17 protein-coding genes are annotated in these 19,021 nt (G+C 68.0%); 8 read left to right on the forward strand and 9 right to left on the reverse strand.

Annotated features, from left to right (window positions below):
• Position 1: 1 nt before the first annotated feature.
• The 4 genes from cruF to GT355_RS00095 form a co-directional block, all read right to left on the reverse strand.
• Positions 2–850, reverse strand: coding sequence for a bisanhydrobacterioruberin hydratase (cruF, locus tag GT355_RS00080; protein WP_160132627.1), 849 nt, complete (start codon positions 848–850; stop codon positions 2–4).
• On the reverse strand, positions 843–1,739 hold the full coding sequence (locus GT355_RS00085) for a prenyltransferase (protein WP_160132628.1): 897 nt from the start codon (positions 1,737–1,739) through the stop codon (positions 843–845). The genes cruF and GT355_RS00085 overlap by 8 nt, the downstream gene beginning before the upstream one ends.
• The gene (locus GT355_RS00090; protein ID WP_160132629.1) at positions 1,736–3,250 is read right to left on the reverse strand and encodes a phytoene desaturase family protein; all 1,515 of its coding nucleotides are present in this window, start codon (positions 3,248–3,250) and stop codon (positions 1,736–1,738) included. The genes GT355_RS00085 and GT355_RS00090 overlap by 4 nt, the downstream gene beginning before the upstream one ends.
• An 81-nt stretch (positions 3,251–3,331) precedes the next feature.
• Positions 3,332–4,543 (reverse strand): AAA family ATPase, encoded by a 1,212-nt coding sequence (locus GT355_RS00095; RefSeq protein ID WP_160132630.1) that lies wholly within the window; start codon positions 4,541–4,543, stop codon positions 3,332–3,334.
• A 153-nt stretch (positions 4,544–4,696) separates the two neighbouring features.
• Here GT355_RS00095 and GT355_RS00100 point away from each other — a divergent pair, with 153 nt between their 5' ends.
• From GT355_RS00100 to GT355_RS00115, 4 genes are all read left to right on the forward strand, one after another.
• Complete coding sequence (locus GT355_RS00100) at positions 4,697–6,490, forward strand: S9 family peptidase (protein ID WP_160132631.1); 1,794 nt, start codon at positions 4,697–4,699, stop codon at positions 6,488–6,490.
• A 125-nt stretch (positions 6,491–6,615) separates the two neighbouring features.
• A complete protein-coding gene (locus GT355_RS00105; protein ID WP_160132632.1) occupies positions 6,616–7,125 on the forward strand; it encodes an NUDIX domain-containing protein in 510 nt (169 codons plus the stop codon).
• A gap of 58 nt (positions 7,126–7,183) precedes the next feature.
• Complete coding sequence (locus tag GT355_RS00110; protein WP_160132633.1) at positions 7,184–7,951, forward strand: CAP domain-containing protein; 768 nt, start codon at positions 7,184–7,186, stop codon at positions 7,949–7,951.
• Positions 7,952–8,001: 50 nt separating this feature from the next.
• Complete coding sequence (locus GT355_RS00115) at positions 8,002–8,139, forward strand: transporter (protein ID WP_160132634.1); 138 nt, start codon at positions 8,002–8,004, stop codon at positions 8,137–8,139.
• An 873-nt stretch (positions 8,140–9,012) separates the two neighbouring features.
• Here the strand turns inward: GT355_RS00115 and GT355_RS00120 are convergent.
• Both GT355_RS00120 and GT355_RS00125 read right to left on the reverse strand, forming a co-directional pair.
• On the reverse strand, positions 9,013–11,457 hold the full coding sequence (locus GT355_RS00120; RefSeq protein WP_160132635.1) for an ATP-dependent DNA helicase: 2,445 nt from the start codon (positions 11,455–11,457) through the stop codon (positions 9,013–9,015).
• 100 nt (positions 11,458–11,557) lie between these two features.
• Positions 11,558–11,821 carry a DUF5827 family protein gene (locus GT355_RS00125; RefSeq protein ID WP_160132636.1) on the reverse strand — a complete coding sequence of 88 codons (264 nt, stop codon included), beginning with the start codon at positions 11,819–11,821 and terminating at the stop codon, positions 11,558–11,560.
• A gap of 107 nt (positions 11,822–11,928) precedes the next feature.
• Between GT355_RS00125 and glyA the strand changes: the two genes are divergently transcribed.
• From glyA to GT355_RS00140, 3 genes are all read left to right on the forward strand, one after another.
• Positions 11,929–13,176 carry a serine hydroxymethyltransferase gene (gene glyA / locus GT355_RS00130; RefSeq protein WP_160133958.1) on the forward strand — a complete coding sequence of 416 codons (1,248 nt, stop codon included), beginning with the start codon at positions 11,929–11,931 and terminating at the stop codon, positions 13,174–13,176.
• 66 nt (positions 13,177–13,242) lie between these two features.
• On the forward strand, positions 13,243–14,136 hold the full coding sequence (locus GT355_RS00135) for a tetrahydrofolate dehydrogenase/cyclohydrolase catalytic domain-containing protein (RefSeq protein ID WP_160132637.1): 894 nt from the start codon (positions 13,243–13,245) through the stop codon (positions 14,134–14,136).
• On the forward strand, positions 14,133–14,663 hold the full coding sequence (locus tag GT355_RS00140) for an NUDIX hydrolase (protein WP_160132638.1): 531 nt from the start codon (positions 14,133–14,135) through the stop codon (positions 14,661–14,663). The genes GT355_RS00135 and GT355_RS00140 overlap by 4 nt, the downstream gene beginning before the upstream one ends.
• A gap of 12 nt (positions 14,664–14,675) precedes the next feature.
• Here GT355_RS00140 and GT355_RS00145 read toward each other — a convergent pair whose 3' ends face one another.
• Positions 14,676–15,632, reverse strand: a complete 957-nt coding sequence (locus tag GT355_RS00145; protein WP_160132639.1) for a TIGR03557 family F420-dependent LLM class oxidoreductase — start codon at positions 15,630–15,632, stop codon at positions 14,676–14,678.
• 343 nt (positions 15,633–15,975) lie between these two features.
• Entirely contained in the window at positions 15,976–16,692 is a 717-nt protein-coding gene (locus GT355_RS00150; RefSeq protein WP_160132640.1) for a DUF7117 family protein, read from the reverse strand.
• A gap of 151 nt (positions 16,693–16,843) precedes the next feature.
• On the opposite strand from GT355_RS00150, the gene GT355_RS00155 reads away from it, so the two are divergent.
• Positions 16,844–17,299 (forward strand): DUF7528 family protein, encoded by a 456-nt coding sequence (locus tag GT355_RS00155; protein WP_192927931.1) that lies wholly within the window; start codon positions 16,844–16,846, stop codon positions 17,297–17,299.
• Here the strand turns inward: GT355_RS00155 and GT355_RS00160 are convergent.
• Positions 17,270–18,670: a hypothetical protein gene (locus tag GT355_RS00160; RefSeq protein ID WP_160132641.1), complete on the reverse strand. Its 1,401-nt coding sequence runs from the start codon at positions 18,668–18,670 to the stop codon at positions 17,270–17,272. The two genes, GT355_RS00155 and GT355_RS00160, sit on opposite strands and share 30 nt — an antisense overlap.
• Positions 18,671–19,021 lie beyond the last annotated feature (351 nt).

Genomic DNA, 19,021 nt, shown 5'->3' on the forward strand with positions numbered 1-19,021 from the left:
TCTACCTCCCGGTCCTCGAACGGACCGGAACGTCGAACCGGTCGGTGACCACGAGACCCGCCCCGAGGGCGAGGGCGACCAACAGGGGGACCCAGTTGGCGAAGACGGCGTTGACCGTCCCCCAGAGCACCACGAAGCTCACGAGGTCGTCGAGCATGAACCCACAGTCTTCGAGCCGGCGGGTGAGGCGGGTGCGGTCGAACGAGAGGTCGAGCACGACGACCGAGACCGTCGCCGAGAGCACCCAGCCGAGGTAGTTCGAGACCGGGACGCCGTAGAAGGCCCCGCCGGAGTAGCTCCAGAAGCCGACCGCGACCGCGCCGGGGTCGAGCACCACGTCGACGAGCAGCACCGTGACGATGACCGCGACGAGCCGGACGGCCCGGTTCCGCGCCCGCTCGCCGAGCAGGAGCAGACAGAGGAGGTAGCTGTTGAGCACCAGCGGGAGGAAGAAGACCGGGAGGCCGAGCGGTACCTCCCCGAACAGCATCGGGCCGAGCTCGATCAGGTACTCGAACTCGCCGTAGGGCCAGCCGGTCGTCACGCCGATGAGCTCGATACCGAAGGCGTAGGCCACGAGCACACCGATCCCGACGGCGGCTCGGCGGTCGACCAGCGGCGCGACCCCCGCCACCAGTGGCAAGCGCATCACGACCGTTCCGAGGAGGATGAGGCCGGGGTTGAACTGGAGCGGCGGGCCGACGAGGTCCGCGGCGCTCGCGAGCAGGAGGACCGCGCCGACGGCCGGGAACACCACCGCGATGGTGAACCGGTTCTCGGCCACGAGTCGGTCGAGCCGAGCCTCGATGCGCTCCCGGGTCGTGACCGTCCCGAGGGACGGCTCAGCCACCGACCACCAACACCCAGACGCCGCCGAGGGTCAGTACCATTCCCACTACCGTGTTCACGATCGGATACCACCAGTAGGCGCGTTCGACGTCGACCGCCGAGCGCGCGATGGCGGCCACCAACACGGGATACGCGAGCAGGAGCGCCCCGAGCAGGACGTGGACGACCCCGAACGCGAGCGCCGCCGCGAGCCAGCACGCCCCACAGTAGGCGTAGGTCCGGCGCTCGCCGAGCGCGGTGGCCGTCGTCCGGATCCCCGCTCGTCTGTCCGGTTCGATGTCGGGGATCGCGGAGAAGGTGTGCATCCCCATCGCCCAGAGCCAGCCCCCGAGGATGGCGGCGAGCGGCGGGAGTTCACCCGCGAGTGCGGCGTAGGCCACGACACCGGGCAGGATGTAGAGCCCGTTCGAGACCGAATCGAGCAGCGGCGTCGTCTTGAACCGGAAGGGCGGGGCGCTGTACTCGACCGCGAGGAACGCGAAGCCCGCGAGCGCGACGAGCGCGGGGAAGGGGAGGATGGGCACGAACCCGAGCATCAACAGACCGCTCACCGCGACGGCGGCGAGCACGGTCCGGCTTCCCGTATAGCGCACCTCGCGCCCCTCCTTCTTCGGGTTCTCGGCGTCGATGTCGGCGTCGAAGACGTCGTTGACGCCGTAGAGGAAGACGTTCGCGGGGACCAGGAAGTAGGCGAACAGCGCGAGGGCAGTCGGCGAGAGGAGGTCGGCGGGCGCGGACGCGGCGTAGACCGCGCCGACGGCCACCGGCCCGGCCAGGTAGAGCCAGAAGCGCGGGCGCGAGAGTCGGAGGAGATACCCCACGAACGAGTCGGGTGGCACGGTTCGCCCGAGGCGACTCACCCCCCGGCGGACGCGCTCCGCGACGCTCATCGGGCGTGGTCGTCGATCACGGCCTCGGCGGCGTGCTCGCCGCTCACGAGACACATCGGCACGCCGATCCCCGGCGTCGTGTACCCGCCCGCGAAGTAGAGTCCGGGCACCGCCTCCGACTTGTGGGGCGGGCGGAACAGCGCGGTCTGACGGAGAGTGTGGGCGAGCCCCAGCGCCGTCCCCCGGAGGCTGTTGTAGCGCTCGGCGAAGTCGTCGACCGAGAAGGTCTCCTCGACGACGATCCGGTCAGCGAGCTCGACGCCGGTGTTCTCCGCGATGTCGTCGAGAACCTTCTCGCGGTACTCCTCGCGGATCTCGGGGGTGTCGTCGAGGCCGGGCGCGATCGGGACGAGCGCGAAGAGGTTCGAGTGGCCCTCGGGGGCTACCGTGTCGTCGGTCTGCGATGGGACACAGAGGTAATATGCGGGATCCTCGGGCCACGCCGGTCGCTCGAAGATCTCCTCGAAGTGGCCGTCCCAGTCGGTGGGCAGTACGAGAGTGTGGTGGGCGAGCGGGTCGACGTCGCCCTCGACGCCGAGGTAGAGCAGGAAGGCCGAGGGCGCGAGGGTTCGCTTCTCCCAGTACTCCGCCGAGTACTGGCGCTCGTGCTCGGGGAGGAGGTCCTGTTCGGTGTGGGCGTAGTCGGCGTCCGAGACCACGAGGTCGGTCGCGTGGTCGCCAGCGGCGGTGTCGAGGACGAACCCGTCGCGCTTGCTGGTGATCTCCGCGACCTCCGCACCCGTCTCGAAGGTCACTCCGAGTTCGCGCGCGAGGTCGGTGATGCCGTCCACAACCCCCCCATATCCGCCCTCGGGGTAGTAGACGCCGAGGTTGAAGTCCACGTGGCTCATCATAGTGTAGAGCGCGGGCGTGTTCTTCGGGGACCCACCCAGAAAGACGAGGGTGTACTGGGTGATCTGCTGGAGCTTCGGGTCGTCGAAGTACCGCGAGACGTGGGACTCCATCGAGCGCAGCAGACTCAACCCGATGGGGGCCGAGCGCATCACGTCAGGATCGACCCAGTCGCGCGCCCGAGGGCGGTCGGTGTAGACGAATCGCTCCAGGGCGGTTTCGTAGGTTCGTTCGCTCCGTTCGAGGTAGTCGTCGAAGGCCGCCGCGCCACCCTCCTCGTACGATTCGAAGACCGCCCGGACTTGGTCGCGGTCGGGCGTGAGGTCGACCCGGTCGCCGTCCTTGAAGAAGATACGGTAGTGGGGGTCGAGGCGGGTGAGGCCGTAGTAGTCCGTCGGCTGTTTGCCGAACGCACCGAAGAAGCGCTCGAAGACATCGGGCATCAGGTACCACGAGGGGCCCATGTCGAACCGGAAGCCGTCCCGTTCGAGTTGCGAGGCACGTCCTCCGACCTGGTCGTTCTTTTCGAGCACGGTGACCGCGGCCCCCGCATCGGCGAGGTAGCACGCCGCCGACAGCCCGCCGAACCCACCGCCGACGACTGCGACGTCCCGTCCCGCGAGCGACCGACCCCGCCGCTGCCCCGAAGGCGATTCCATGGACCGAATCGGGTCGCCGTTGGTAAAAACGAACTGACCGGGGACGGCCTACCGAGTGGGAGCCCGCCGTCGACCTCCCGGTTACGCCGCGGTTTCCGCGGCGGCCGTCGCGGTTGCGGTCGCCGTCTCAGTGGCCGTCGCGGTTGCGGTCGCCGTGGCCGTTTCGGTTACGGTCGCCGTAGCGGTCTCGGTGGCCGTCGCGGTTGCGGTCGGCGTCTCGGTGGTGTCCGACACCGCTTCCGCCGAGGCGGCCGCGACGGCGGTCGCCGTCGGTGTCGGTGTCGGTGTCGAGGAGTCGACCGCGACACTCGCTTGCGCGGCTTGCTCCGCCGTTTCGGTCTCGGTGGCCGTTTCGGTCTCAGTAGCCGTTTCGGTTTCCGTTGGCGTCGCGGTCTCGGTTGGGGTGTCGGTCGCCGTGTCCGTGGCCGTCTCGGTCGTCGTCGCGGTGTCGGTATCGGTTGCCGTCGCAGTTTCGGTGTCTGTCTCGGTGGCTGTCGGGGTTGCCGTTTCAGTATCGTCGTCGGTCTCGGTGTCGTCGTCAGCGTCGGCATCGCTATCAGTTTCGGTATCGTCGTCAACCTCGGTATCGGCCTCAGTCTCGTCGTCAGCGTCGGTATTGTCGTCGGCTTCGGTATCGGCATCACCTCCAGTATCGCCCTCCGTATCGGGACCGGCGTCGGCTCCAGTGCCGGAGTCGGTCCCACTATCGGAATCGTCCTCAGTACCTGACTCCGCCCCGGTACTGTCGTCCGCTCCGGTGTCGGAATCGGCCCCAGTGTCGGAACTGGCGTCGGCTCCGGTGCCGGTGTTGTCACCAGCTTCGGTGTCGGCGTCCGCTTCGGTGTTCGCGTCCGCTTCGGTGTTCGCGTCCGCTTCGGTGTTCGCGTCCGCTCCGGTATCGGAGCCGGCGGCTGCTGGGCTATCGGTGGTCGGCTCCGTGGCGTTCGTGGCCTCCGTCGTGGTCGGTGTCGTCGTAGCTGCTGCAGTCGAGTTCCCCGTCGCTGACGTCGTCGCGACCGCCGTCACGGTCTCGTTCGTCGCCACGCCGCGCGTCGTCGGGATATCGCTCGCCGTCGAGGTACCGTTCCCGGCCGCGACACCGACGCCGTTCGACTGGTCGGCACCCGCGCTCGCGGAGTCCTCCCCGAGGTAGTCCGTGAGGAGGAAGCCGACGCTGAACAGGAGGACGAGCACCACGGCGACGCCGACGGCTGGAGCCAGCCACTTCTCGACGGCGGACAACCGCCCGTCGTCGGGAAGAACTGAGTTCGAGTCCGGCTCCGGTTCGATCACGATTGAGGTCCGTACGGTCCGTTGCCTTATCTGTCTTGTCCGGGGGTCGATAGCGAGGCCGGCTAAAATCAACCGTCGGGCGAACGAACGCCCCGACCGACACCTACCGACGGCGACCCGAAGGGATTTGTGGTCCTCGGGGGTACGTGAGCCATGCCCACGGACATCGAGCGGTATCTCAACGTCCGCAGCGCCTACGGCGGGTCGTTCTCGCCCGCGGGCGAACTCGCCTTCCTCCTCGACGCCACCGGCACCCCGCAGGTCTGGTCGCTCCGCAAACCGGGTGCGTGGCCCGAACAGCGTACCTTCTTCGACGAGCGCGTCACGTTCGTCTCACACTCCCCCGAACGCGAGGAACTGGTCTTCGGGATGGACGACGGGGGCAACGAGCGCGCCCAGCTCTTCCTCCTCAACGGCGGCACCGTAACGCCGCTCACCGACACCCCCGCAGCCAAACACCGCTGGGGCGGCTGGAGCCACGACGGCGAGCGGTTCGCCTTCGCGGCGAACCGACGCGACGACTCGGTGTTCGACATCTACGTCCAGGAACGCACCGAGACGGGCGACGAGGCGACCCTCGTCCACGAGGGAGAGGGCTGGCTCACCCTCGGCGGCTTCTCGCCCGACGACGATCGACTGATCGTGAGCCAGGCCCATTCGAGCTTCGACCAGGACCTCTCGGTGCTCGACGTCGAGAGCGGCGGGATCGAACACGTCACACCACACGAGGGCGACGTGCGGTTCCTGAACGCCGCCTGGGGGCCACGGGGCGAGGCGCTCTACGTCGTGACCGACCACGATTCCGACACCCTCTATCTCGCCCGGCTCGACCTCGCGACGCACGGGATCGAGCCGGTGGTCGACGGCGGCGACTGGAACGTCGAGGGGTTCGCGCTTCACGAGGATACGAGAAGAATCGTCTACGCCCGCAACGTCGACGGCTACACCGAGCTCACCGCTGGCCGGCTCGTGGGCGAGACCGAGATCGAGTCCTTCCCCGACCCCGACTTCCCCGACGGCGTCGCGGGCGGGATCGCCTTCGACGACCAGGCGGAGCGGTTCGCGGTGACGGTCACGGGGCCACGCGAGAACACCAACGTCCACGTCGTCGAGGTCGAAACCGGTGCGGCCGAGCGGTGGACCCGCGCCGCGACCGCCGGGTTCGCGCGCGAGGACTTCCGTGAGCCCGACCTCGTTCGGTACGAGACCTTCGACGGCCGGGAGATACCCGCGTTCTTCTCGGTTCCCGTGGACGCGGCCGAGGGCGATACACCTGTCGTGGTCGACATTCACGGCGGGCCCGAAGGCCAGCGCCGGCCGTCGTTCAGCCCGGTCACGCAGTACCTCTGCGAGGCGGGCTACGCGGTGTTCGAACCCAATGTGAGGGGATCGGTGGGCTACGGCAAGGCCTACACCCACCTCGACGACGTGGAGAAACGGATGGACTCGGTGGCCGACATCGAGCGCGGCGCGGCGTGGCTCGCGGACCACCCGCTCGTCGACCCCGACCGGATCGCGGTGATGGGCGGTTCCTACGGCGGGTTCATGATGCTCGCCTCGCTCACCGAGTATCCCGACCTGTGGGCGGCGGGGGTCGACATCGTGGGTATCGCGAGCTTCGTGACCTTCCTCGAGAACACCGGGTCGTGGCGGCGCGCGCTCCGCGAGGCCGAGTACGGCTCGTTGGACGAGGACCGCGAACTCCTCGAATCCATCAGTCCGCTCACGCACATCGAGAACATCGACGCGCCGCTGTTCGTCCTCCACGGCGCGAACGACCCCCGAGTCCCGGTCGGCGAGGCCGACCAGGTCGCCGAGCGCGTCCGTGACCAGGGCGTCCCGGTCGAGAAGCTGGTCTTCGACGATGAAGGTCACGGGATCGTCAAGCGTGACAACCGGATCGAGGCCTACACCCGGATCGCACGATTCCTCGACGAACACGTGTAAATACAGCTCATTTCTTGAGAAAATCCCGGCGTGAAACGTCTGAAAGGATAAAATGGGGTGAATCGGCGGCCGGTCGGCGGTGAACGATACACCGGATTTATACTGTCGACCGATGTGGTGATGCCATGAGCGTTTCCGAGCGGTCGGAGGGCTGGGTCACCGACCAGCTCTCGCGACTGACGGACGAGTACGGCTCCGCGCCGGTCCACCAGGTGAGCTGGTCGGTCTCGGGACCTCGGTACGAGGAGGCCGCCGCGGTCGACACCGCCGAGCACGCCGCGGCGGGCGTGCGGGTCACCAACGACGCCGACGAGACCCTGCTCGTGCGCGACCGCCACAACGAGTGGGCACCGCCCCGCGGTGCGGTCGACGCCGACGAGTCGCTCGAAGCCGGGGCGAGACGGAACGTCCGCGAGGCGACCGGGGTCGACTGCGAGGTCGAGGGCGTCGAACGGATCACGATCGTGAGCATCGGCGACGAGTCCGACCGCGACCGCCCGCCGATCTACTGTCTCGTCGTGTTGTTCGTCGGCTCCTGTGGCTCGGACCAGACCGTCCAGTGCACGGAGAGCCCGGTTCGCTGGCGACACAGCCGACCGGGCGACAGCCTCGACCCGGGCGTTCTCGCCATCTGACACGGTCTTTCCGGCCCGACGGACAGATACATAGCTATCCGACGAGAACCACCGGTAGATGTTTCGCTGGCTCGTCGGTGCGGTCGGCTGGGTCGTCTCGACCGTTCTGCGGCTCGCGTTCGTGGTCTGCGTGGTCGCGCTCGCCGCCGGCTTCGCGTTCGGTGGACTCCCGAGCCAGCCGTCCGACCTCGGTGGGATGGTCGAGAACGCGACCGGCCTCGACCCGTTCGAGGACGTGGACGAACTCGCGGACGTCGGCACGGTCGGTGTGAGCGATGTCGCGGGCGACACCGGATCCGTGGCCGATCCGGGGACGAACGCGTCGGTCCCGAGTTCGAACGCCGGCGAACTCAACGGCACGCGCCTCGAGTATCTCGTCCACGAGGGGATCAACGAACGGCGTGCCGACCGCGGGCTCTCGAACCTCAGCTTCGACACCGGGCTCCGGTCGGTGGCGCGCTATCACAGCGCCGACATGGCGAACCGGAGCTACTTCGCCCACGTCGGCCCCGACGGCGAGACCGTCGCCGACCGCTACGAGAAGTTCGGCTACCAGTGTCGCGTCCCGATGGACGGTCTCCGGTACGCCACCGGCGGCGAGAACATCCTCTACACCTACTACGACGCTCCCGTTCGGATGGAGAACCGAACCGTGGAGTACGACACCCAGGAGGAACTCGCCCGCGGCATCGTCAACGGCTGGATGAACTCGACCGACCACCGCGAGAACCTCCTCAAACCCTACTGGGAGAACGAGGGGATCGGGGTCTACATCCAGGAGGTCGACGGCCAGACCAGGGTGTTCGCGAGCCAGGAGTTCTGCTGACTTCCTCACCCGACCACAAAGGGTATCCGACCGGACCAGCGAGGGCGCGCATGGTCCAAAAGTCCACGCTGTTGATCCTTGCCGGTGTCGTACTGCTCTTCCTCCCGGTTCCGCCGATCATGAGCGCCATCGCGGGTCTCGCGGTGATCGCCCTCGGCGTCGCGCTCCGGTTCGTCGGCGACGACTGACCGCCCCTTCCACGCCGGCACGCACCGGACTGATGACTGATTCGTACGAGCCGATTCGATTTCACAGCTGTGAGCACGAGGGATTCCCGACCGCTCAATAGCGGTCGTTATTCTATGGATATGATACTTCCAGTCGAAACCAGGGGCCGACCGGCCGCCGTGCGTATCGAATGTGACGGGGCTAATTTCTGGATGTGAGAATACGCACAAAGCTTATTGCGAACTGGCATCGAGGATCGGGTAGGACCAGCGGGGGAATCCGTTGCCTGGCATCACTCGTAACTACTCCCCCTCGGTCCTGTCCTTCCCCCGTTTTCGACTCGAAGAGCGCGCCCACCGTCGGTTTTCGCGCTCGTCGGAACCGCGACTACGACCGGTTACCGGTCCCGACAGTGATAACAGATCCCGTCGTTGATGTAGGGGTTCGGCATCCCCTTCCGACACCGCTGGCAGGTTCGTACGTGCCCACTCTCCCGGTCGACTCCGTTGTTCCCTTGCATGGCATCACCCAGCGGGGGACAGTACAGGCACGCACATAAACGTGACCGATCACTCGGATCGGATTCGAGCGAACCGGTTCGGAGGGGGTCGCGCGCTCCATCCGTCGGTCCGGGGGCCACCGGGGATACTCCAAGTGGCCGCGACCGTCGAGAAAACATCAACTGGCCAAAAGGACCATAACGTGCGCACCGAAACGCCCACTCGCCGAGTAGGTTCGATCCAGTCACCCCCCACATCCGTCGTCTGTCGACCCGTTCCCCTGCTCGGCTGGTCACGAGAACGTGGGCCCGGGCCATCCCCCGGCCCGTCGGCCCACGACCGTCTCAGCGGCTGTATCAGTGCTCTCTTCCGTGAAACCCGTCGGTGTGTTCTCTACCCACCGAACTCGGGGTGCTCGGTGCCGAATCGGTCGACGACCGTCTCCACGAACATCGGCGTCAGCGTCACGAACTCCTCGCGCTCGGCGTCGGGGAGGCAGTCGGCGACCGACCGGGGCGCGTCGGGCGTGTAGCGTTCGTCGACGAAGGCCCTGACACCGACCTCCTCGGGGCCGCGGATGACGCGGCCGATGGCCTGGCGCGCCCGCCGGACCGCGGGCACCGTGAGCGCGTACCGGAACGCCTTCGATTCGTCGAAGGCAGCCCCGTAGGCCCGTCGAACCGCCCGGATCCGGGGTGAAGCCACGTTGACGAGCGGCACCCCGACCACCGCACACGTCCCGAGCTTGTCGCCGTCGTAGTCCACGCCCTCCGTGAGGGTTCCCCGCGTCGAGGTCACGAGGACCTTGCCCTCGCCCGCGAAGAACTCGCGTTTGAGTGCCTCGGTCGCCGCGTCGCTCGACGGTTCGTCGACGAGTACGGGTTTGTCGAGCGCCCCCGCGAGGCGCTCGCCCGCCCACGCTGCCTCGCGATAGCTCGGGAGACAGAGCAGGACGTTGCCGGGGTTCCTGGCGAGCTCGCGGAGCGCGTAGGCGTAGGTCTCGCGAACGCCGTTGTCCTCCGCCGGCGGGCCGCGGTTCCGGGCGGTGAACGCCGGCGCGTCGACCACCCAGCTCGCCCGGTTCTCCGGGGGGAACGTCAGGTCGTAGGTCCGCTCGACCACCGGGCGGGGCTCGGCCGCTTCCTCCTCCGTCCCTTCGTCCGCCCCGTCCCCCTCCTCGACCGCGACCCCGTCGAGCCCCACACACTCACGGAAGACGTCGATAGGTTCGAGCGTCGCGCTCATCAGTACGCCCCCCCCGAGGTTCGAAAAGCGCTCCTTCAGGTCCTCGGCGGGCAGACAGTCGTAGCAGAACAGCGCGGCGGTGTAGTGGCGTTCCCACCCCTCCAGATGGTCGCGGTCGGTGCTCGTGAGCGTGACTTCTCTGAAATACGAGGCGTGGTCGCGGGTCCACCACCGCGCGACGAGCCGGCCGACGTCGCCGCAGACGCACGACCGCTCGGGCGCGACGGTTCCCAGAACGTCCTCGACCGCCGCACCGACCGAGTGGAGCGACTTGCAGAACGAGGCCGAGTAACCCGCCTCGCGTGCCCACGCCGAGAACTCGTCGCGTTCCTCGACCTCGGGGTCGCGAAGCGGGATCTCGACCGTCTCGGGGAGGTCGTCGGCCGCTCGGTCGAGATTGCCGAACTCGTTCGCGAGGTAGCGATCGACCCGCGAGTCGACCCAGTCGATGGCCTCGTCGAAGAACTCCTCGACGCGTTCGAGCGAGTCGGTGCCGACCTCGTGGGGGTCGAGCAGCTCGGCCACCTGGGCGCGGTGTTCGCGCGACTGACCCGCCCGCGTACGGAGGTACTGGACGTCGTTGCGCGCCCGCCGGAGCGAGTGGATCCCCACTCGGTCGCTCAGCATCTCCCTGACTCTGCCCTCCAACCTGTGGGCTTCGTCGACGATGACGAAGGTCCGGTCGTCGACCGCGCCGTCGGTGAGCGCCCGGGTCCGAGGATCGAAGAGGTGGGTGTAGTTGCCCACGACGACCTCGGCGTCGTCGAGCAGCGTGCCCATCGACCGATGGGGGCAGGTGCCCGCCGGGACCGACCCCGTGAGGAGCTCGTCGGTCGTGACGACGTTCCCCTCGCCGGCGTCGAAGCTCACGGGGACCGACTTGTCCCGCGCGTACCAGTCGGCCTCGAACGGGCAGAAGGTGGGTGCGTGGTCGCCCTCGGCCAGCGAGTCGGGCGCGGTCGGGCGGGCGGTGGGGTACGGGGCGGTGTGATCCCCCACGGAGAGGTTGTCGTCGAGCGTGTTCCACGAATCGGCGTCGACGCGGGCCGAGGAGACGAGTTCGCCGGCGCGCGCCGAGTCCCACCAGACGTCGCCCTCGCCGCCGCCGTCGCCGTGCGCGACCAGCCCCGAGGTGTGGTCTCGGAGCTCCTCACAGGCCTCCTGTGTACTCTCCTCGAACGCGCCGGCGCGCTCGTAGGGACAGAGGTCGGCCTTGCCGACCAGCGCCAGCCCGTCGAAGGGGTCGTCGATCCGCTCGTTGATGGCTCTGAGGTCCTCGATGAACTGTTGGCGCTGCTGTTTGACCGGCGTCACCACGAGCACGTTGTCGTAGCGGTCGGTCTCGCGGAGCAGGGTGCCCGCGGCCGTGAGCGCCGCCATCGTCTTGCCGGTCCCGCAGGCCCCCTCCATCACGAGGTAGCCGCCCCGTTCGCCCGTCTCGATCGCGGTCTCGATCGCGTCGGCCTGGTTGTCGTAGGGCTCGTCGTAGCCGAACACGTCGCGCCAGTTCGGCGGGGCCGAGTTAGCGTCCGGGCTCTCGCTGGGCTCGCCGGTCGTGGTGGCCGTCTCGCTGCTGGCTCCCTCGCCGCTCATCGTTCGTGTGCTCGGTTCGTGCGCCCTCGGGTATAGGGCTTCGCTCGCGGGGGTCGGTCGGTTCGGTGGCGGTGACCGCCGGGGAATCCCGGTGAGCGGGTCACGCCAGCCCGTAGTGACCGGGTTCGTCGTCGGCGGCGGGGTCGGCGAAGCAGAGTTCCTCGGCGTTCGTCACCATCCACGGGATCGCCCAGTCGAGCAGGACGTCCTCGGTCTCGATGTCGAGTTCGGTCTCGGGGTCGAGCCCCTGGAGCAGCCGAGCGATCTCGTAGACGGTGTACATCGTGTCGTCGTCGAGCACGTCGCTCGGTTCGCGGAACTGGAACGGGCGGAGTCGGTCGAACGAGGACTTCGGTCGGGGCATACGTGGGATAGAGACGACCGAAGTAAATCCTCGGCGGTGTCGTCACGAGGTCCGGAAATATGGTGCGGTATCGGTACGCTATTGACGGTGCGACCGAAGGGGCGAACATGGACTACGAGGACGTTCGGCACACGGACCCGGCGGTCGCGGACGCGCTCGACGGCGAACTCGACCGGCAGCGCTCGACGCTCTCGATGATCGCGAGCGAGAACCACGTCTCCCCTGCAGTCATGGACGCCCAGAGCAGCGCGCTCACCAACAAGTACGCCGAGGGCTACCCCGGCGAGCGCTACTACGGCGGCTGCGAGTACGCCGACGAGGTCGAACAGCTGGCCATCGACCGCGCGAAGGAGCTCTGGGGGGCCGAGTACGTCAACGTCCAGCCCCACTCCGGCTCCCAGGCCAACATGGCGGTCTACCTCGCCGCGCTCGAACCCGGCGACAAGATCCTCTCGATGGACCTCACCAACGGCGGCCACCTCTCGCACGGCTTCAAGGCGAACTTCGCCGGGAAGGTGTACGAGGTCGAACACTACGGGGTCGACCCCGAGAGCGGACGACTCGACTACGAGGCCATCGAGGAACACGCGAACGAGTTCGAGCCCGACATGATCATCTCGGGCTACTCGGCCTACCCGCGCGAGGTCGACTGGGAGCGCTTTCAGGAAATCGCCGAGGGCGTCGACGCCTACCAGCTCGCCGACATCGCTCACATCACGGGCCTCGTCGCGGCGGGTGTCCACTCTTCGCCGGTGGGTATCGCGGACTTCGTCACCGGGAGCACTCACAAGACCATCCGCTCGGGCCGCGGCGGGATGATCCTCTCGGGCGAGGCGCACGCCGACGCCATCGACGCGGCGATCATCCCCGGAATGCAGGGCGGGCCGTTGATGCACAACATCGCCGGGAAGGCGGTGGGCTTCGGCGAGGCGCTCGAACCCGAGTTCGAGGCGTACGCCGAACAGGTGGTCGAGAACGCGACGGCGCTCGGCGACCGAATGCAGGAGCACGGCCTCGGGCTGGTTTCGGGCGGCACGGATACCCACCTCGTGCTCTGTGACCTCCGGGAGTCCCACCCCGATACCACAGGAAAAGAGGTCGAGGAAGCCCTCGAAGGAACGGGTATCGTGCTCAACGCGAACACGGTCCCCGGTGAAACCCGCTCGAACTTCGTCGCCAGCGGGATCCGAGCGGGCACGCCCGCGCTCACGACCCGCGGCTTCGACGCCGATGCCTGCCGCGAGGTCGCCGACTGTATCGCGCGCGTCGTGGACGCCCCCGACGACGGGAGCGTCGTCGAGGAGGTTGCAGCCGACGTCGACGCGCTCTGCGAGCGGTTCCCGCTCTACGAGTAAACTCGGTGGGGTCCGACCACTTCCCGGACCGGGGCATTGATTAGCACGGCTCCCAGTGGTCTCCGTATGACCGACGTCATCGACGGCAACGCCGTCGCCGACGACATCCGCTCGGACCTCGAGGACTGCATCGCGACGTTCGAGGACGCCGGCGTCACGCCCGGCCTGGCCACCGTTCTCGTCGGGGACGACCCCGCGAGCGAGACCTACGTCTCGATGAAACAGCGCGACTGCGAGGAGGTCGGGATCAACGGCGTCCACGTCGAACTCCCCGCCGACGCCTCGCAGGCCGACCTCAACTCGACCATCGACGAACTCAACGACGACCCCGATATTCATGGGTATCTCGTCCAGGACCCGACCCCCGACCAGATCGACTATCGGGAGGTCATCCGCCGGATCGACCCCGCGAAGGACGTCGACGGCTTCCACCCCGAGAACGTCGGCCGCCTCGTCGCGGGCGACGCGCGATTCAAACCCTGTACGCCGCACGGGGTCCAGAAGCTCCTCGCGTCGGCGGCCGTCGACACCGAGGGCAAGGACGTCACCATCGTCGGGCGCTCGCGCATCGTGGGCAAACCGCTCGCGAACCTCCTGCTCCAGAAGGCCGACGACGGCAACGCGACGGTCACCGTCTGTCACTCCCGAACGCAGGACCTGGCCGAGAAGACGCGGAGCGCCGACGTCGTGGTCGCGGCGGTCGGCGCACCCGAACTCCTCGACGGCTCGATGATCGGCGAGGGTGCAGTGGTGATCGACGTCGGGGTCAACCGGGTGGACGCGGACACCGAGAAGGGCTACGAACTCGTCGGCGACGTCGAGTTCGAGTCGGCGAAGGAGAAGGCGAGCGCCATCACGCCCGTCCCGGGTGGTGTCGGCCCGATGACGCGCGCGATGCTGCTCTACAACACCGTGAAAGCCGCGAGCCAGCAGGAGGACGTCGACGTCGAGCTTCCGTGAGTCGGGACGACCGCTTTCTCGCACCCGACGACCTCGCGGCGCGCTACGGAGACGTGCTCCGCCGGTCGGCCACGAGCGACCTGCCCGCCGACGAGTGGGAGGACGCGCGTTCGCGTGCCGCTGAGAGCGCGTGGGGTGTCGGCGGGTTCGTCACGCAGGGTAGTCGAGTGTTGTTGATCCGGCAGGGGCGGCGCTGGAGTGGATCCAAGCCGTGGATCGCGCCCGGCGGGATGCTCGAAGTCGGCGAGACCCACGCGGAGGGTGCGGCCCGCGAAGTCCGGGAGGAGACCGGTCTCGGGGTCGAGATCGACGGGCTCGCGGCGATCCAGGAACGGACCTTCGTTCACGAGGAGGAGAGTCGAGAATTCGAGTTCCGGTTCGCGATGTTCGACGCGACGCCGACGACGGCGGAGCTCGCGACGGACCCGGGATTCGACGACGAGGATATTCTCGCTGTGGAGTGGTTCGAGGCGCTGCCCGAGAAGACCTACGAACGTGACTTGCTCACGGCGCTCAAAAAACGGTGATCGGGAACGCCCTCAGTCGAAACTCGGCAGGACCTCGTTCTCGTAGAGGTCGAGCAGTGCGTCCTGGTCGTCGCCGATCTGGTGCATGTAGACGTGGCTGTAGCCCGCGTCGAACGCGTTCTGGATGTTCTCGATGTGGGCGTCGGCGCTGGGTTCGGTGAGGATCGACCCCTCGCGGATGTCCTCCTTCGTGACCATCTGACTCGCTTGCTCGAAGTGGGTCGTGGTCGGCAGTTCGGCGGCGAGTTCCCCTGGGAGCCCGGAGTTGGGCCAGACGCGGTGGGCGGTCTCGACGGCTTCGTCCTCCGAATCGGCGTAGCAGGCGTGGAGCTGGCAGTACGACGGGTCCGAACCACCGGCCTCCTCGTAGGTATCGAGGAGATCGCCCTGCGGGCCGACACACCAGAAGGCGTCGCCGATCTCGCCCGCGCTGGTCGCGGCGCGCTCGCCGAAGGCCGAGACCACGATCGGCGGGAGCTCGTCGGGGAGGGTGAACAGCCGCGCGTTCTCGACGGTGTAGTGCTTCCCGTAGTGGCTGGTTTGCCCGCCCTCCCAGAGCTTGCGGATGACCTCGACGGCCTCTTCGAGCATTTCGAGCCGTACGGGCTGGGAGGGCCAGTGCTCGCCCACGACGTGTTCGTTGAGGAGTTCGCCGGTGCCGACACCGAAGAAGAAGCGCCCCTCCAGCATCTCGGCGGCGGTCGCGGCGGCGTGGGCCACCACGGCGGGGTGGATCCGCATGATGGGACAGTTGACACCCACACCGACGTCGATCTCGTCGGTGGCCTCGGCGACCCCACCCAGCACGGGCCAGACGAAGGGCGCTTCGCCCTGCTCGCTGGTCCAGGGATGGTAGTGGTCCGAGCTCGACACGAAATCGAAGCCGACCTCCTCGGCGCGCTCGGCCTGGCGGACGAGCTCGTTCGGGCCGAACTCCTCGGTCGAGAGGGTGTAGCCGATATCCGTCATGGGGTCTCACCGGTAGTCGTCGACATACGGCCGGCTTCGACGGTCGGTGGCTAAGGTCTGGTGCCGACGTGTGCCGGGTGTGCCGTGGACCCAGCGGGCGTCTGTCCGTTCTCAGCAACCGTGAAACACTGCCGACCGAGTGATCCGTCGAACGTCACGACGCAAACACGAACGAGAACCGCAGGCCACACCCTCCCCAACCGATTCGCTCCGTTCGTTTCACTCACTTCGCTCATCCCTCGCGCGAGTCGCGCGTCTCCGACGCGCTCCCGCGCGCCCCCGCACGCAGTTCCACGGAACCGTCCCCCCGTTCGCAAGGAGTCGAACCGGTACTCTCGTCGAACTATCCGATTCTGTCGAGGCGGTCGCGTGCGGCCGCCAGCGCGTTCTCGTCGTCCTCGCGGAGGTACGTACCGACGTCGCGCGCGACCCCGAGGAGCCGTTCGGCGTGGGCGGGCGAGACGTCGCCGTCGAGCGCCTCGACCCGCCTGACGTGGTCTTCGAGCGTATCGAGCACCGCCCGTGCCTCGCTGTCGGGGTGGTCGTCGAGGTACGCCGTCGCGTCCCGGCGGTAGACGTCGAGCGCGCTCGCGACCGCCCGACCGCGGGCCGCCCGAAGCGAGTCCGGGACGGTTTCGGGGGGCGGGCGTTCGCCCTCGTCGACCCCACCGAGGAGGTCGATGAAGTACCGCTCCTCCTCGTCGTCCGTCCGCAGCCCGCGCGCGAGTTCGGTGGCGACCTGGCGGAGCTCGCGCGCCCCGACGGCGGTCCCGTCGAGCGGTGCGAGGCTCCCGGCGCGGATGAACCCCTGTCCCCGAACGAACTCGTGGCAGGCCTCGGCGGCGCGTTCGGCCGCGGCGCGGGTGTCGGCGGCCTCGGACCCGAGCAGGCTTCGCGCCTCGGTGAGGTCGAGCGTCGCCGCGGTCGCAGTGTGCTCGGTGCGCTCGTCGCGGCCGACGCTCCGGAGGCTTCCGCAGTTCGGGCAGTCGACGCTCCCGGTCTCGTAGTACGACCACCGCGTGCCGCAGTCCTTGCACTCGCGTTCGCCCCGGATGCGCATACCCTCCCTCGAACCGCGAGCGTGAAAAAGTGGCCGTCGTGTGGGAGCTGAACGCGACCCGGATCACGGACGACAGCCCGGTCCGCACCACCGCCGGGATTTATGTTCGTGCCGCGTCGAGCGGTGGGTATGCCGTCGAGTCCCCGCGCTCGTGGTCGAGAAATTCTCCGGCGATGAGGTATCGGTCCGACGTGATTCGGATCGGGTGACGGTCTCGGTCGCCGGCCGCACACACGAACTGACGAGAGCCGAGGCCCTGTCCCTCCGGGAGTCGCTCGACGACTCGCTCGCACGACATCGCGAGTTCGTCCACACCACCGGTACGCACCGCCCCGACGGGAGCTACGTCGTCGCGCGCCGAGGTGTGGAGTCGGCGGGCCACCGCAAGGTGTTCAACTCGTTCGAGACTCTCCGGGACCTGTTCGACGCGCTTCCGACGTCGTTCACCGCCCAAGACGTCGACTCCCCCGCGCTCTCGGGTCGTCGTCGCCACCTCGTGGTGCGTCACCTCGCGGAACACCCCGATTTCGCGTGCGACCTCGCCGCACGCCAGCCGTTGACGGCCGAAAAGCGCACTTCACCAGAGGTAGCTCCCGAGGAGCTGTAGCAGGAGCGTCTGACCGAACACCGCGCCCGCGAGGAGCCAGCGGTCCCGAAAATTCGGTCGAACCCGGTGGACCGCGGCGGCTACCGGCAGGCAGAGGTAGGGGTAGATGTAGAGCGCGCCACGGGCGGTCTCGCCGGTGTGGTAGACGCCCGCGACGAGCATCGCACAGAACCCGACGACCGCGGCCGCCGCGATCACGAACGGCTCGCGTTCCCGGGTGGCCGCGAGCCACCACCGGCCCTCCGGCCGGAGGTCGCCCCAGAGGTCCCGGAGGCCACGGGCCGCGAGCAGACAGAGGAACGGAGTGAAGAACAGCCCGAGTTCGACGATATCCTCGAAGCGGCTGAAAACGTAGTCCGAGGGGTCGGCGAGCAGCATGAATCCATTGGGATTCTGCTGGTCCGAGGCGATCGAGAGGCTGTGGAGGTAGTCGTAGCCCAGCCCGAACTTCACGACCAGATAGCACGCGACGAGTCCGACCCCGATACCGACGAGCGGGAGCAGCTTCTCGCGCCGGAAGACCGCGATCCCGGCGAGGATCGGGAGGACGAAGACGAACAGGAAGAGCTGACTGGCGGCGACGAGCAGGCAGGCGAGCGTCGCGAGGCTCCACCACCGCGACTCGCGGGTGAAGAAGTACACCGCAGCGAGCAACAGCGTGGCGATGATCGCGTCGATCGTCGCGAGGTAAAATATCTGAACCGAGGGCAGCAGCACGAACAACAGCGTGGTGTACTGGGCGACGGATCTCTCGTAGTAGCTCCCGACGAGCCGGTAGACCAGCACGGCCGAGGTCGGGAGCGAGAGGGCCGCGATGGCGGTCGTAACCAGTGGGCGCGACCCGAAGACCCAATCGAGGAGGGTGAAGGTGAGCACCGTCCCCGGCGGGTGCGTTCGCGCGTGGACCACGTACGAGAGCTGGTTGGCCTCGTAGGTCCGCACGAACGCCAGCGGGTCGACGATCGTCGCGGCGAGCTGGTAGTAGCCCTCGCGGGTCGAGAGCGGGACGACGAACCCGTGGGTGAACCCGTGGAGGAGGTTCGAACAGACCAGCAACACGAACCCCGCGACCACGACCGGCGCGAGACGCGTTCGCTCTTCGCGGAGGTACCACGCCGTCACCGCGAACACCCCGACCGCGGCGACGAGCATCGGGATCGCCCAGTCCAGCCGGAGCCGCCCCAGCCGGAAGACGAAGATGCTGACCGGCCAGTAGACGGGCGTGCCGTAGGGGTTCCCGAGGAGCTGGCGGTTGACGAACTTGATGAAGATATTGAAGAAGACGACGGAGGTGGCGGTCACCCACGCGATGACGGCGAGTTGACGGGCCGAGAACAGCGCCCCCTCGCCTGTGTGGTGCCCACCGGTCATCGAGCGGGGGTGTGACCGGGCGTGGTTAAGCGCTTACGAACCACTTTTTTACTTCGTCGGGTGCGCTCACTGCGTTCGCGCACCACTCCTCGCAAAAACCTGGACTAAAAACTGCCGCTCACTCGGCCTGCGGCCTCGTTCGCGGTACAACCACTAACTCTCCCGCCCCGCTCCTGCAACCACACCGGCCACATTCCTCCCCAACCGACTGCGCTCCTCGCTCGTTCGCTTCACACACTCGCTCCGGTGCTCATCCCTCGCACGGTTTCCGCGACCGGCCCTCACGTTCGTTTGGACCGGTCGCGAGCGCGCGCCACCGCGACCGGATTTGTGACACAGCACGACCGAGTT

Source organism: Halococcus salsus (genome assembly GCF_009900715.1).
In the GTDB taxonomy this organism is placed as follows: Archaea; Halobacteriota; Halobacteria; order Halobacteriales; family Halococcaceae; genus Halococcus; species Halococcus salsus.